Below are 15,701 nucleotides of genomic sequence, written 5' to 3'. Positions count from 1 at the left end.
TCGGGTGTTATTATTTGATTAAATAAATTTTTCGATTGAACTTCAATCAAATTATATTTACATTATAATACCCATGTCTCTTTTAGTTACTTCTTATAGTATAGAAAGCATGGGCTTTATTTGTTAAAAGATAACAAAAATAAAAACGTTATGGTTTTAAGAAGAGTTGTTGTAACAGGCCTTGGTGCTCTTACTCCCATTGGTAATAATATTGAGGAATTTTGGAATGGTCTAATCAATGGTGTTAGTGGCGCTGCTCCAATAACCTATTTCGATGCTTCAAAATTTAGAACAAAGTTTGCCTGCGAAGTAAAGAACTTCAATGTTGAAGACTTTATAGAGAGAAAAGAGGCAAGAAAAATGGACCGTTACGCACAATATGCTGCGGTTGCATCAGACGAAGCTATTAAAGATGCTGATTTTGATTTTGACAAATTAGACAAAGACAGAGTAGGTGTTATTTGGGGTTCTGGAATTGGAGGATTAGAAACTTTTCAAATTGAGGTTCTTAATTTTGCAGCCGGAGATGGTACACCAAAATTTAATCCTTTCTTCATACCAAAAATGATTGCAGATATTGCAGGCGGACTTATTTCAATGAAATATGGACTTAGAGGTCCAAATTTCACAACTGTTTCAGCTTGTGCATCATCAACAAACGCTATCATTGATGCTTTCAATTACATTAGACTAGGTCATGCCGATGCAATAGTAACAGGTGGTTCAGAAGCAGCTGTAACAATTGCAGGAATGGGAGGTTTTAATGCTATGCATGCTTTATCAACCAGAAATGACGATCCAAAAACAGCTTCAAGACCTATGGACAAAGACAGAGATGGATTTGTATTGGGTGAAGGTGCTGGAGCATTAATCCTAGAAGAATACGAACATGCTGTGGCTCGTGGAGCAAAAATTTACTGTGAAATTGGCGGAGGCGGAATGTCTGCAGATGCTTATCACATTACTGCACCACATCCTGAAGGATTAGGAGCTAAAAATGTAATGTTAAACTGTTTAAGAGATGCTGGTTTAGAACCAACTGATGTAGATGGTGTAAATATGCATGGAACTTCAACTCCTCTTGGTGATATCGGAGAATCAAAAGCAATTCTACACGTTTTTGGTGAACACGCTTACACAATGAATTTGAATTCAACAAAATCAATGACAGGTCACTTACTTGGTGCTACTGGAGCAATTGAAGCTATATCTTGTATTCTTTCATTAAAATATGGTATTGTTCCTCCAACAATCAATCATTTTACAGATGATGAAAATATTGACCCAAAATTAAACTTTACTTTTAACGTTGCTCAAAAAAGAGAAATGAACGTTGTTATGAGTAATACATTTGGTTTTGGTGGCCACAATGCTTGTGTTTTGGTAAAAAAATTAGATTACAAAGCATAAATGCGTATACTAAAAAAAATATTCTCAAAATCCCGTTCTCTAGAAGACGGGATTTTTTTTGATGCTATTCAACCTATTTTGGGTTTCGATCCTGTAACGCTAGACTGTTACAAAAAAGCATTTACACATCGCTCATCTAATCGTATCGATCCAAAGGGAAGCCCAATCAATTACGAAAGACTTGAATTTTTAGGAGATGCAATGCTAAGTTCTGTAATTGCGGCTCACTTATTTAAAGAAGCTCCACTTGGAGACGAAGGTTATTTAACAAAAATGCGCTCTAAAATAGTCAGTAGAGAACATTTAAATGAATTAGGTAAAGATTTAAATTTAATCCAATTTGTTGAAAGCAAAGTACCTGTTCATCATTTTGGCGAAAACATACATGGTAATATATTTGAATCTTTGATCGGAGCCATTTACTTAGACAAAGGATATCAATATTGCGAAAAATTCATCCAAAAGAGAGTAATCATCCCTTATGTTGACATTGCACGACTAGAGGGAAAAGTAATCAGCTACAAAAGTCTTGTTATCGAATGGTGTCAAAAAGAGAAAAAACAGTTTCACTATGATATCTATGAAGACAATGCTATTGATGGCCAACGCTTATTTGGAGTAAAACTTAGTATTGATGACAAAGTAATTGCAAAAGCCAGAGCTACTTCTAAAAAGAAAGCTGAAGAAAAAGCATCTCAACGCGCTTACTTTGCATTTCAAGAGAAAATTGACAGAAAATAACTATTCTATTACCAATACTACATCGTTTTCGTTAATAAAATATCAAAATCATATCCGCTAAGCAACCTTTTGCTACAATAGAAATACTATATTTACATCTTATTTTTTAATGAAATGGCAATTCATAAACTGGATTTTGGCGAATTTGACGAAATAGATTATAGTCTTATTGCTATTCATACTTCATTAGAAGATTACCGATTGGCTTATTTTATCAATCAAAAACTTCATGTTAATCTGAATAAATCTATAAAAGAAATTCAAATTACAGTTAAAGAAGGAGAAGCTCATTTTTCTAGATTTCATTATTATGAAAAGAAAAAAGAGATTTCTTGGGATTTGATACAAAATAAAAACGAAGTCATTCAACAAAAAAAAGAAGAAAACCAGAGTTTATTTTCGAATATAAATTTAGAAGTTGCCACAAAAGTGTATATGCTTCCTGAATTTAAAAAAGTAGATTACTTTTTGAAAATAGAAAATAGCGACGAGAATTTGAATCTTTTGAAAATACAGAATGAATTGAATACAATAGACAATATAGCAACTATGTATATTGTTGACACAAATAAAATAAAATCTAAAAACAATTTAATTTTTTAATACAAATGCATACTAACAAAAAGACCAAAATTGTAGCCACACTTGGGCCTGCATGTAGCACACGAGAAATCATAAAAGACATGATTGAAGCAGGTGTAAATGTATTTAGAGTAAATTTTTCCCATGCTGATTACGAAGACGTAAAAAATAAGATAAGCATTATCCGCGGTATAAACGAAGAATTTGGATATACTACCGGGATTCTAGGAGATTTACAAGGACCTAAACTACGTGTTGGAGTAATGGAAGACGGAGTTGTTGTAAACGACGGTGATTTAATCACTTTTACAACTGCAGAAGATATATTAGGAACCGCCAAAAAAGTCTTCATGAAGTACCAAAACTTTCCTAATGATGTAAATCCTGGAGAAAGAATATTACTTGATGACGGAAAATTAATTTTTGAAATCGTTGAAACTGATAAAAAAACAGAAGTTATAGCGCGTGTTATTCAAGGTGGTGAATTGAAATCAAAGAAAGGGGTAAATTTACCAAACACTAAGATTTCATTACCTGCAATGACCGAGAAAGACGTTGCAGATGCTATTTTTGCAATCGAACAAAAATTAGACTGGATTGCACTTTCATTTGTAAAAACTCCAAGAGACTTACAAGATTTACAAGAATTAATCGCTAAGCATTCTGAACATAAAATTCCAATTATAGCCAAAATCGAAATGCCAGAAGCATTAGAAAACATGGATAGAATTGTTGCTTATTGTGATGCTTTAATGGTAGCCAGAGGAGATTTGGGAGTTGAACTTCCTGCTCATGAAGTGCCATTGGTACAAAAAGAATTAATTCGCAGAGCTAAAACAGCTAGAATTCCAGTTATTGTTGCGACTCAAATGATGGAAACAATGATTACTAGTTTGACTCCAACTCGCGCTGAAGTAAATGACGTTGCCAACTCTGTAATGGATGGTGCAGATGCAGTAATGCTTTCTGGAGAAACGGCTACTGGAAATTATCCTGTACAAGTTATTCAAAAAATGACTCAAATCATTGAAGCTGTTGAAGATTCTCCACTTATTCAAGTTCCTCAAAACTCTCCACAAGTAAGAACAAACCGTTTTATCACTAAAACAATTTGTCAACATGCAGCTATTATGGCCAATGCTATCAAAGCAAAAGCTATTTGTACTTTAACTAATAGTGGTTATACTGCATTCCAAATTTCAGCATGGAGACCTTCTGCTCACGTTTTGGTTTTTACTTCTAATAAAAGAATCTTGACTCAACTTAATTTATTATGGGGAGTAAAATCATTCTATTACGAAAAATCAGTTAGTACAGATGATACTGTTACGGATGTAAATAACATTGTAAAAGAAAAAGGTTTTGTGAAAAAAGGTGATTTCTTAATCAACTTAGCCGCTATGCCAATTTCCGATAAAGGAATGGTAAATACCTTAAGAGTTTCTGAAATAGAATAACTTTTAGTGCATCAAAATATAAAACCGTCTTAAATCTTTTAAAGATTCAAGACGGTTTTTCATTTAAATTTTTAATTATTTTTACAGGAAACAAATCTAACCTTAATGAATCGCTTTTCACTGTTTCTTATTATTTCACTTCTATCATTTCCTTTATTTGCACAAAATAATTCAAATAATCTATTGCTTGAAATAGACAAGACTATTGAAAACAATTCCTATACACAAAAGAAAGAACACGGAATTACGCAGCTTAAAGCACTATTAAAACGCACTATTGATTCTGAACAAGAATATAATATTACACAAAAACTATATAATGAATACCAATCGTATCAATCCGATTCTGCTTTGGTTTATGCCCGAAAGAATTTTCAAATAGCGGAAAATCTAAATGAGCTTGAAAAATTAAATCAGGCTAAATTTAACCTCGTTTCCATTATGGGAACATTAGGCATGTACAAAGAAGGAATCGATGTACTGAATGCCATTCCCATTGTTTCTACCCCCAACTTAAAAGGTTCTTTTTATGGCATTAGTAGAGTAATCTATGGGCAAATGGCCGACAATGCTTCTTCCCAACAAGAAAAAGAAAAGTACCTTTTGCTTTCAAAAAAATACCGGGATTCCTGTGTAAATTTTTACCCTCATAATTCTACTCCATTCATTATTGCTAAGGCCGATTGTTATTTAGACAATAAAAAGCCTGACGAAACTCTCGATTTGTTACTTCCTTTCTTTTCAAAAATTCAACAAAATGATCCTAATCGAGCCATAATATCCTATATCATTTCACAAGCATACAAGTTAAAAAAAGATAGAAATCAAGAAAAAAAATGGCTAAGTATCTCGGCGCTATCTGATTTACAATTGGCAAAAAAAGAATACATTTCGCTTCGTTCATTGGCTTTTCTACTCTATGAAGATGGTGATATTGAGCGAGCTTATACCTACATAAAACGTTCTCTCGACGATGCAGTTATCTGCAACGCCCGCTTGAGAACCTATGAAATATCGAAGATGCTTCCCATCATCAGCGAGTCGTATCAGCAACAAAACGAAACCAACAGATTTCAATTGATGGTGTTTTTAATTAGTGCCAGTTTTTTGGCACTCGTATTGCTTACTCTTTTGTTTTTACTCATTAGACAAATGAAGAAATTATCTAAAGCAAAGAGCGATTTAAGCTTGGCTAATGATAAACTTTCTGAATTAAATGCTGAATTAAACACTTTTAATCAGAAACTAAATCTCTCCAATAATACTTTGAGCGAAGCCAATTTTTTAAAGGAAATATATATTGGTCGCTATATGGACCAATGTTCTGATTATTTAGGAAAACTGGATGAATACCAACGAAAACTAAATGTATTGGCAACTACGGGGAAACTGAATGATTTGGTAAGTGCAGTAAAATCAAAAGAATATATCGAAAATGAATTAAAAGAGTTTTATGCAAATTTTGACAAAACCTTTTTGCAACTCTTTCCTAATTTTATTCATGATTTTAATGCTTTATTAATCCCCGAAGATGCCATTCAGACAAAAGATGGCGAACAACTCAATACCGAATTAAGGATTTTTGCACTCATTCGTTTAGGAATAAAGGACAGTGCTAAGATTTCTGTATTCCTCAGATACTCCATTTCGACTATTTACAATTATCGTTCGCAACTCAAAAACAAATCGGCTGGACCTAGAGATGAATTTGAAGAAAAAGTGATGCAAATTGGAGCTGGAAATAAATAAATTACATTTCTATCTTAATTCAAAATTTATAGTTTGTTTTACACCAATTTTCTTAACTGGCAGTTGCGTGAGGGATGAAGTGGAGCTCTTTTTTTATCCCATTTTTTTTGGGGTAAAAAAAAGCGGGAACGGAAAGCCCGACCCGAAGTTTTTACGGAGGGTCACGCCCAAATAAAAATGCAATTAGTTATAAAATCAAGCCAAATTTACTTTTGACTCAAATTTTTACTTACTTTCCTGCCACTTTTTTTTAATTTAAAACATTCACAACTTATTGATTATAAATATTTTAAATTGTATTTTTGAAATTACAATCTACTTTTTTAAAACGATTGAATTTTTCAAACTCTAAAGCGTATACTTTTACTTTCACGAAAACGATATATCCTTTTTACAATTAATAAATCGATTTCGTCAAAAGTAATTCAAAAAATCAATCTCTAATTTATATTAAAAACAATGAAACATTTACTTTATACAGCTCTGTTCTGTTTGTTGGTTTTGCAATATGCCAATGCCCAACAGTTGAAATCCCCTAATGGAAAATTCACAATGGAATTTTCATTGCAAAAGGATGGAACTCCAAGTTATAGTTTAAACTACAAAGACAAAACTGTTATAAAGACAAGTAAATTAGGTCTTGAACTAAAAAACGACAAAAAATCATTACTGAATGATTTCACTGTAATTGATTCCAAAACTTCCTCTTTTGATGAAACATGGAAGCCGGTTTGGGGTGAAGTTGAAAGCATCAGAAATCAATATAATGAACTTGCAATTACGCTAAATCAGAAAGAAACAGACAGACAAATCATCATTCGTTTCCGATTGTTTAATGATGGATTAGGCTTTCGATATGAATTCCCAACACAAAAAAACTTGGTTTATTTTGTCATAAAAGAAGAGAGAACTCAATTTGCTATGACTGGTGATCATACTGCTTTTTGGATTCCTGGGGATTATGACACACAAGAATACGATTACACCACTTCTAAATTATCTGAAATAAGAGGACTAACCGAAAAAGCAAAAACTGATAATTTATCCCAAACTTCCTTTTCACCAACTGGTGTACAAACTTCCCTTATGCTGAAAACAGCTGACGGATTGTACATCAATTTACACGAAGCTGCATTGATTAATTATTCTTGTATGCATTTGAATTTGGATGACAAAAATATGGTATTTGAATCTTGGCTGACCCCAGATGAAAAAGGAGATAAAGGATATATTCAAGCACCAACACATTCGCCTTGGCGTACTATCATTGTAAGCGATGATGCAAGAGAAATTCTTGCTTCAAAAATGACTTTGAATTTAAACGATCCTTGCAAAATAGAAGATACCTCTTGGATTAAACCGATAAAATACGTTGGTGTATGGTGGGAAATGATTTCAGGGAAAAGTTCATGGTCTTATACAGATGAATTTCCATCGGTACAACTTGGAGTTACTGATTTTTCTAAAGCAAAACCTAACGGAACACATGGTGCAAATACTGCCAATGTGAAAAAATATATCGATTTTGCTGCCGCAAATGGTTTTGGAGCAGTACTTGTTGAAGGTTGGAATGAAGGTTGGGAAGATTGGTTTGGTCATTACAAAGACTATGTTTTTGACTTTGTAACTCCTTATCCCGATTTTGATGTAAAAGGCTTGCATGAATATGCAAAATCCAAAGGCGTAAAAATGATTATGCACCATGAAACATCTGGGTCGGTTCGTAACTATGAGCGTCATATGGATAAAGCATATCAATTCATGAAAGACAATGGATATGATGCCGTAAAAAGTGGTTATGTGGGAAGTATAATATCGAATGGCAATAATCATTACAACCAATTTATGATTAACCATTATCAATATGCCATAGAAAAAGCAGCTGAATATAAAATTATGGTTAATGCCCATGAAGCGGTTAGACCAACTGGTATTTGCAGAACTTATCCAAACTTAATTGGTAATGAAGCGGCCAGAGGAACAGAATACCAGGCTTTTGGTGGATCAAAACCGAACCACGTAACATTATTGCCTTTTACTAGATTAATTGGTGGACCAATGGATTATACTCCTGGTATTTTCGAAATGGATTTAAGCAAATTTAGTCCTAACAATAAATCACACGTAAACAGCACGATTGCCAATCAATTGGCGTTGTATGTAACACTTTACAGTCCGTTGCAAATGGCTGCAGATTTTCCTGAACACTACAATAAATTTCCGGATGCGTTTCAATTCATTAAAGATGTAGCGGTAGATTGGAGTGAAAGCAACTACCTGGAAGCAGAACCAGGTCAATATATAACCGTAGCCAGAAAAGCAAAAGGAACAAATAACTGGTTTATTGGGAATGTAAATGGGTACGAACCTCGTACTTCGAACATTAATTTTTCTTTTTTAGAAAAAGGAAAAAAATACACTGCAACTATTTATGCTGATGGGAAAGACGCCAATTACAAAACAAATCCACAAGCATATACCGTTCGAAAAATACAGGTAACCAATACATCAAAACTTTCTCAATTGAGTGCAGCTGGCGGCGGTTACGCAATAAGCATCATTGAAAATAAGAAATAATTTTTTTCTAATCCGAACGGATTAGAAAAAGTGAACCATTAAGACATTAAGCTTCATTAAGGATTAAAAACTTAATGAAGCTTAATGTCTTAATGGTTTAAAATAGATTCTAATTTTAAATTAGAATGCCTAAAGGTTTTACTTGTTCCCGAAAATCTGAATATCATCCACTTGAAAAGCGCCATCCAAAGCAAGGTTTTTACCCGAGCCAATGTACTTGAAAGCAATGTTTATTTCCCCTGTGTAAGTTGATAAATCCACTCCACCAGAACCCACAAACTGGTACCAAGGTGTAGCTTGCTTAGGCAATACAACTGTGAGCGGAACCCAAGTAGCTTTGGCAATATTCAAACCATCAAAATCATTAGAGACATACACTTCGAGCGAATTTAAGGGAGAATCCACATCCAAATGATGTTGGGCTGTTCTAAAAGTAAGCACTTCATTGGTATGTACATCCATATCAATTTTTGGAGAAATCAGCCAAGCAATATTCGATGCTGCTTTTGTTCCTGTTGTATTAAACTCCGCATATCCATTCCCTGCGTACATTGTCCCAAGCCAAAATTTTGTTCCTTTTTGTACCATATTTGACCAACCCGGAAGATTGAGTTTAGTATTTGTTTCGACACTTTGAAAGTTTTCTGAAAAGAATGGAACAGCAGCAGTTCCTGTAAGTGCTACATCTTTTTCGGATCGAGCCAATAGTTGATAGTCTGAACCAAACTTGGTCAAAACCCCACGCACTTTTCCGCTTCCATCTGGAACAATTTTATCTGCAAAATCAGCAAAACTACTAGTTCGAAACAACACTTGATTCCCTAATTTATCCATCAAACTCCAATTGGTTCCACCACCAATATCATTGGATTCTTCATAATAATGTCTCCCAATCGCATCATTTGTAAATTGCACCTCTGACAATTCAACCAACGTATTGATGTTTGAATCCTGCAGCAAATCGGTTATTGAAATAGGCCGAACCAAAAGTTCCTCATCCACTATTGTACAAGAAGCATTCAGCACATTTTTATAATCGTTTGGAGAAATTCGTCCAACACCTCCTTCGTTATACGTATTGACATAAATACTCCCAATACGCATTCCACCAAAGTAAATATCCGTGTATTGATTTTTCATTTTGATATAAACTTTATTTCCAAGCCTAAAATCAATGTACGTATTCGAGGCATCTACAGGAACACTAAAACCCATCGCTGGTGTTGTCGCTGTCGCCAAAGTTTGAAACGAGATTGTCTTGAAAAAATTCCCAGCCTCATCACTGGAGACCACATATGCTTCGATAATATCATCGTATGTATATTGCGTTACTATGGAGCTTGAGCTCGCGCGTACTTCTTCGACCGTACGGTTTACTATCAAGTCTGGCTGAGTACAGCTTAATTTTGGCACATCAAATTCTTCCTTTGCACAGCTCGCAAAAGTCATTGCAACTGCTAAGAAAATAGTATTGAATTTTAAATTCATCTTTCTTTTGTTTAAAATTTATAAATTGATGTACAGATTTACAAAATACGTTCTCCCATAACCATAAAAATATTTGTTACCAAAATTGGGTGTCCCACTGGAAACATCTTGATTGAGTTGTCTAAAATTTGCATTTCTGGCCTGTTCATATCCACCAGTTTTATAACTAAAATCCAGAACATTATTTATCGTTGCAAAAAGCCCAACATTCTTTCCCTTTATTTTCCAGGATTTTCCTCCTGAAATGTTCAACAAAGTAGTAGGCTCAAATTCTTCTTGCTTCAATAATTCTCTGGCTCTCTCCTCTGAAGCTTCCGGAAAATTGAAACCACTCTCTGGATTTTTATAAAATGTAGCCGTTCTAGAAATGGGTGAAATATCAATAAAACTATTAGCCAAATAATTAATATTGGCGCCTACCCACCAATATTTGGGATCACGATATTCAATTCCCAAAGCAAAGGCCTGTTGTGGCATTCCCGCCTGACGGTAATTTTTTAATGATGAAGTTCCAAAATCAAATACTGGATTAGGATTTTCAATAGTCGCTTGAGCATCATTTGTTATGGTAACATTTGGGTTGCTGTCAAATGTAAACTGACCGTAAGCTGCCGAAAAATTAGTCATTAACGTTGGGTTTAATTGGTATTGAAAACTGAACTCGGCACCAACATTCTTCTTATCCAAATGCGTTAATGTTTGACTTACAAAAGCATCAGTATTGGCATATCCTGCTCCATCATCGAAAATCCCTTCGGCATAAAAGAAAGAAGTTTGTGTGATGTTTTTTATAGTAGCATAAAAAAGAGTAAGACGAGTTTGCCATTTTGGAGTTCGGTAAAAATAACTCGCATCCAAACTGCTTATATTTTCACTTTCTAAACCATCAACAACAGAATTGTTCAATCTCGAATTGGGAAATGTATTCCTGATTGTTGGTGGGTTTGAAATATACGCTCCATTAAAACTCAACTGTTGCCTACCCGAAATTTTGAAAAGAATTCCACCTTTAAAACCAAAATTTTCAAACTGTACTTTCTCGCTTTTTCCAAAAGAATTGGTTGGATAGATTCCATTTTGGTACAAGCCTTCCCTTTGATAATTAGTACTTATGAAATTTTGTGCCAAATAAAAATCGCCTTTATCATATGTAAATTTAAAATTGGTAAAAAGGTTTATATTATTTGCAACATAACTAAAATTGTAACCATAAGCATCTCCCACCACAACCTGTCTATCGGGATGATTCAAATCAGATTGTGCCTGATTTCCATTGTAAAAAACATCGATATCATCAAAATACAAACCTCCCAATAAATCAGTTAATTGTTGGTAATTATGAGATTTTAGATGACTGTAAAAACCCCCAGCCGTGAAGAAAAGGTTGTCGCTTATTTGTGTATTGAAGTTGGAAGTCCCCGTTAACGTTTGGTCATCCGTGCAGTCTTCATACAAAACATAATTGCTTTTGGCGGGAATATAGCCTGTTATTTTTCCATTGGAATCTAAAATCGGAGCTTGATTGGCATAGTACAAAGCATTCCAATCGATTTGGCTATTTGCTAGAAACTGTTCCCTGCTTTTCCCAGCATTCTCATAATCGGGAGTAAATTCTCCAGAAAACTCTCCGTTATCCGGCGCATACATCGAACTGTAATAGCTCGGCATCTTTCTATAATAAGTTGGGTCTGGACTATTACCATTTTGGTAATCAATATTGCTGTTGGTAATTTTTCCAAATTGATACGTCAAACTTGAATTCAAAGTTGAGATATCATTAACGGTATAAAAATGATTCAGCATCAAGATAGGCTCTTCGATCGTTTTTATTCTTGCATTACGCTTTTTGCCGTCTTGCCAGCCCCAATACGAATTGTATTTCTCGCTAGTTAATTCAGTAACTTCGGCAGTATTTGGCGAATTTTTGGCTCTGGAATTGGGTGTATAAAATCCTGAGAAATTCAAGGAATTGCGTTCATTTATTTTCTTTTCCACACTAATAAAACCAGCTAGGGTATTATAATCTGTACCTTCAAAATATCCTTCCGTTGCCCAGCGAGTTCCTGCCGAAACCACGAATGCCCAACCTTTATTATTCATTCCAGAAGCATAGGTTCCCATCATTCGCCAATCGTAATTGGTATTGGTACCCGAAAAGGATAAAATTGTTCCCGGTCTGTAAATAGACGCTCGCGTATTGATTTCCTGAGTTCCCAAAATACCTCCAAAAGCATAATCTGAAGGAAAAGAACCCACTGTAAATTCCTGATTACGAATCACATTATTCAATCCTCCCCAATCTCCCCATTGCGGTCTTCCATCAAACAGTTTGTTCATAGTAACACCGTTGATCATTGTAGTTGCATATTGACTGTCCAGCCCTCGAATCCTAAATCGAGCTTGTCCCCAATTGAAAGCCGCAGCTTGCTGAAAAGCATCTCTTGAAGATTGCAAAAGCCCAGACGTACTTTCGGAACCACTATTATCATCGCTCAAGTCACTTTCGAGAAGCGTGATTATTCCTGTTTGTTGCTCTGAAGTTTGATTATCCTCTAATGGAATAGCTCCCAAATCCAACATTTGATCTTTAGTAATCTCAACTGGAAGTATAACATCCTTAAAACCTTGACTATGCAAAAGCAATAATTGATTTCCTGGAACAACAGCATAAAAACTAAAAACACCATCACTTGAAGTGAGTTGCATCAGTTGTGTGTTTGCAATCGTAACCACTACATTTTCTAATGGTTTTTGAGTTTTAGCATCGATTATTTTTCCCTTAATTCCTGTTGGTTTTTGGGCACATACAAAAGACATTTTCAATAAAAAAAGCATTCCTAACAAAAATTTACCCATACCAGTTTTGTAAACATTTGGAACACGCTGCATACAAAACGCAACGCATCCAAAAATTAGATTCGTTTAAAAAAAGGATAAAATGTTTTTGGGAAAAATGAACTGTAAAAACCTAAAGCAAGTGTGGCATCTTAGTTTTTAATCGAATAAAAAAATCATTAGATTAAAAACTAAGTTGCAAACTTAGGAAAAAAACTATTAATTAATTTTTAAATGGTCGTCATTTTCTTAATTATAACAAAATCAAAGAAATAATTTAAATTTATAGATCTAATTAATAGCCTTAATTCGGCTAACCATAAAGGCTATAAAAAAACCAAAAATCCCAATAAAGGCGAATGAGAATCGTAAACTAAAAAGTTCGGCAATGTAACCTATAACAGGTGGTCCCATCAAAAAACCAAGGAAACTTACACTTGAAACAGTGGTCAAGGCTTCGCCAGTAGGGATTGTTGGGTGTTTACCTGCAATACTATACAAAGTAGGTACAACTGTAGAAACTCCCAAGCCAATGACCATAAAAGCAATTGTGGAAGGTATTATATAAGGAAAAGCAACTGCAGTGAAGAAACCAGATGAAATCATAATTCCACTAATTTTCATTACCGTTTTTCGCCCATATATATTAATCAATTTATCCCCAAAAAAACGACCACTTGCCATCATAATCATAAATGAAGTGTAGCCTAAAATTATTAAAGCACCTGGTGCTTTGACTATGTCTTTAAAAAAAACACCACTCCAATCAAACATAATTCCTTCACTGGCCATACTACAAAATCCAATAATTCCGAGTGAAACTAAAGTGGCATCTGGTTTACTGAATCCTTTTTTCTTCTCTATTTTGATTGTTTCTTTGGCCTTAATCAAAAATTTAAAATTTGATATAACCAACAAAAATGCTATAAAAGCAACTATTAGGAAATGGGTATACGTACTGAGTTGCAATGCCAACATTCCCAACCCTACCAATGCACCTGTAAATCCAGCCAAACTCCACATCCCGTGGAATGAAGACATAATAGTTCTTCTAAAAAGTCCTTCTGTATAAACGCCTTGGGTATTTACAGAAATATTAGTGAGGTTACCAAAGATTCCGAAAGCATATAATCCAAGAGCCAATTGCCACGCGTTTTGAGCCAATCCCAAATTCGTTAAACTCACCGCATACATCATAATTGCAAAAAACAAAATCCGGTGACTCCCATAGCGAGTAACCAATTTACCCGAAAAATACATCATCGTTAATTGTCCTACAGGTAAGGCAAAAAGAATACTGCCCAACTGACCGTCACTTAGGTGCAATGCTGATTTTATCGTTGGAATACGACTTGCCCAAGTAGCAAAACACAAACCCATAGCAAAATAAAACATGGAAACTGCCCAACGAATTCGAACCAAATAAGATGCTTTTGCATCTCGATAGTTTTTCTTGTATTTGCCCTTGGTCTTAAATCGACCTAAAAAATTTAAATCTATCAAAATAATTGTTTTTTGGGAATCCTTTGTGTCAAAAGTACGAAAAGAAACAATCCAAAGACTCAAACACTTTCAATACAATAATTTACAACGTTATTGTTAGAAAAAACAGCAAATAATACCATCAAAATAAGAAACATTTGGAGGTGCCACCATTAGAAAAAGGGACCAACTCAGCATATCGCTTAGTCGGTCCCTTTCCCTAATGCTGTCGGGCTATCCGCTACTTCGGTAGCTAGCTTTTATCCCTCACCCAAGCTGTAAAACAAGATATTGAGTGCTAAAAAACATCATTTATTACAACATTATGACTTTTCCTTGGGCATTACTTTCTATAGCTGCTTCAATAATTTGCATCACCTGCAATCCTTCTTTAGCCGTAACAGGTTCTTTGGTATCATTAATAATTGACTGATAAACACCTTCAAAAAAATCATAATAATTTCCCTGCAACGTTGGAATTTTCTCTTTTATAATTTTATCATCTATCACTGTATGCAACAATCCTTCATAACCAGAAGCTTCTTTCCCCCAAGTGGTAAGATTTGGTTTCTTTCCTAGTTTCAATTCATCCTCTTGAACATCGCCACGAGGTTTTAGGAAAGAACCTTTTTTTCCGTGAATAACATACGCAGGATTGGCTTCTCTCACAAAAAAACCAGCTTTCAATCGCACTCTAAAATCTGAATAATAAAGCAAAATATCAATCCAATCATCTACCAAAGAATGTTCCCGTGTTGTTCGAATATCGGCAAAAACACTTTGGGGAAATCCAAATAAAAACAATGCTTGGTCAATTAAATGCGGCCCTAAATCCTTCAGAATTCCAGCACCCGAATTGGCAGTTTCTTTATGTCCTTTTGGACTCAACAACGGATTATAGCGATCAAAATGAAATTCGGCTTCCACCAATTCTCCCAACACTTTATCCGAGACAACCTTTTGTACAGTTTTAAGGTCACTGTCCCATCTTCGATTCTGGAAAACAGAAAGTTTCAATCCTTTTTCTTCGGACAAATTCACTAATTCCTGAGCTTCGGCAACAGTGGTGGTAAAAGCCTTTTCTACCACAGCATTTTTTCCAGCAAGCAAAACTTGCTTGGCATATTCAAAATGAGTTCCAACCGGCGTATTTACAATTACCAAATCAATATCATCCTGAAGCAATTCTTCAATAGTTGCATAACTTTTTACATTTGGATAATCCAATTGAATTAATTGCTTGCTTCTTTCCCAAGAACCAACCAATTCAAATCCTGGATGAAAATCCAAAAATGGAGCGTGAAAAACTTTTCCAGACATTCCATAAGATAGTAGTGCGGTTTTTATTTTTTGCATATATTTTGTGTGATTTACAATCCT

The 15,701-nt window shown here is 34.6% G+C and carries 10 protein-coding genes; 6 read left to right on the top strand and 4 right to left on the bottom strand.

Annotated features, from left to right (window positions below; all coding sequences use genetic code 11):
- Positions 1-150: 150 nt before the first annotated feature.
- From fabF to AC1DY0_RS02765, 6 genes are all read left to right on the top strand, one after another.
- On the top strand, positions 151-1,410 hold the full coding sequence (gene fabF / locus AC1DY0_RS02790) for a beta-ketoacyl-ACP synthase II (RefSeq protein ID WP_477187156.1): 1,260 nt from the start codon (positions 151-153) through the stop codon (positions 1,408-1,410).
- Positions 1,411-2,151 carry a ribonuclease III family protein gene (locus AC1DY0_RS02785; protein WP_477187155.1) on the top strand — a complete coding sequence of 247 codons (741 nt, stop codon included), beginning with the start codon at positions 1,411-1,413 and terminating at the stop codon, positions 2,149-2,151.
- 114 nt (positions 2,152-2,265) lie between these two features.
- Positions 2,266-2,754 carry an IPExxxVDY family protein gene (locus AC1DY0_RS02780; protein ID WP_477187154.1) on the top strand — a complete coding sequence of 163 codons (489 nt, stop codon included), beginning with the start codon at positions 2,266-2,268 and terminating at the stop codon, positions 2,752-2,754.
- 5 nt (positions 2,755-2,759) lie between these two features.
- A complete protein-coding gene (gene pyk, locus AC1DY0_RS02775) occupies positions 2,760-4,190 on the top strand; it encodes a pyruvate kinase (RefSeq protein WP_477187153.1) in 1,431 nt (476 codons plus the stop codon).
- 105 nt (positions 4,191-4,295) lie between these two features.
- The gene (locus AC1DY0_RS02770) at positions 4,296-5,939 is read left to right on the top strand and encodes a DUF6377 domain-containing protein (RefSeq protein WP_477187152.1); all 1,644 of its coding nucleotides are present in this window, start codon (positions 4,296-4,298) and stop codon (positions 5,937-5,939) included.
- 459 nt (positions 5,940-6,398) lie between these two features.
- Positions 6,399-8,516 carry a glycoside hydrolase family 97 protein gene (locus AC1DY0_RS02765; protein ID WP_477187151.1) on the top strand — a complete coding sequence of 706 codons (2,118 nt, stop codon included), beginning with the start codon at positions 6,399-6,401 and terminating at the stop codon, positions 8,514-8,516.
- 138 nt (positions 8,517-8,654) lie between these two features.
- On the opposite strand, the gene AC1DY0_RS02760 is transcribed toward AC1DY0_RS02765, so the two are convergent.
- The 4 genes from AC1DY0_RS02760 to AC1DY0_RS02745 form a co-directional block, all read right to left on the bottom strand.
- Complete coding sequence (locus tag AC1DY0_RS02760) at positions 8,655-10,004, bottom strand: DUF5689 domain-containing protein (protein WP_477187150.1); 1,350 nt, start codon at positions 10,002-10,004, stop codon at positions 8,655-8,657.
- 18 nt (positions 10,005-10,022) lie between these two features.
- Positions 10,023-12,860, bottom strand: a complete 2,838-nt coding sequence (locus AC1DY0_RS02755; protein ID WP_477187149.1) for a carboxypeptidase-like regulatory domain-containing protein — start codon at positions 12,858-12,860, stop codon at positions 10,023-10,025.
- A gap of 270 nt (positions 12,861-13,130) precedes the next feature.
- Positions 13,131-14,342, bottom strand: a complete 1,212-nt coding sequence (locus AC1DY0_RS02750; protein ID WP_477187148.1) for an MFS transporter — start codon at positions 14,340-14,342, stop codon at positions 13,131-13,133.
- A 294-nt stretch (positions 14,343-14,636) separates the two neighbouring features.
- The gene (locus AC1DY0_RS02745; RefSeq protein WP_477187147.1) at positions 14,637-15,677 is read right to left on the bottom strand and encodes a Gfo/Idh/MocA family protein; all 1,041 of its coding nucleotides are present in this window, start codon (positions 15,675-15,677) and stop codon (positions 14,637-14,639) included.
- Between the last annotated feature and the right edge of the window lie 24 nt (positions 15,678-15,701).

The organism is Flavobacterium sp. P1_E4, from assembly GCF_056405915.1.
The sequence above is the reverse complement of the archived record's forward strand: the minus strand, read 5'-3'. Positions and strand labels throughout refer to the sequence as shown.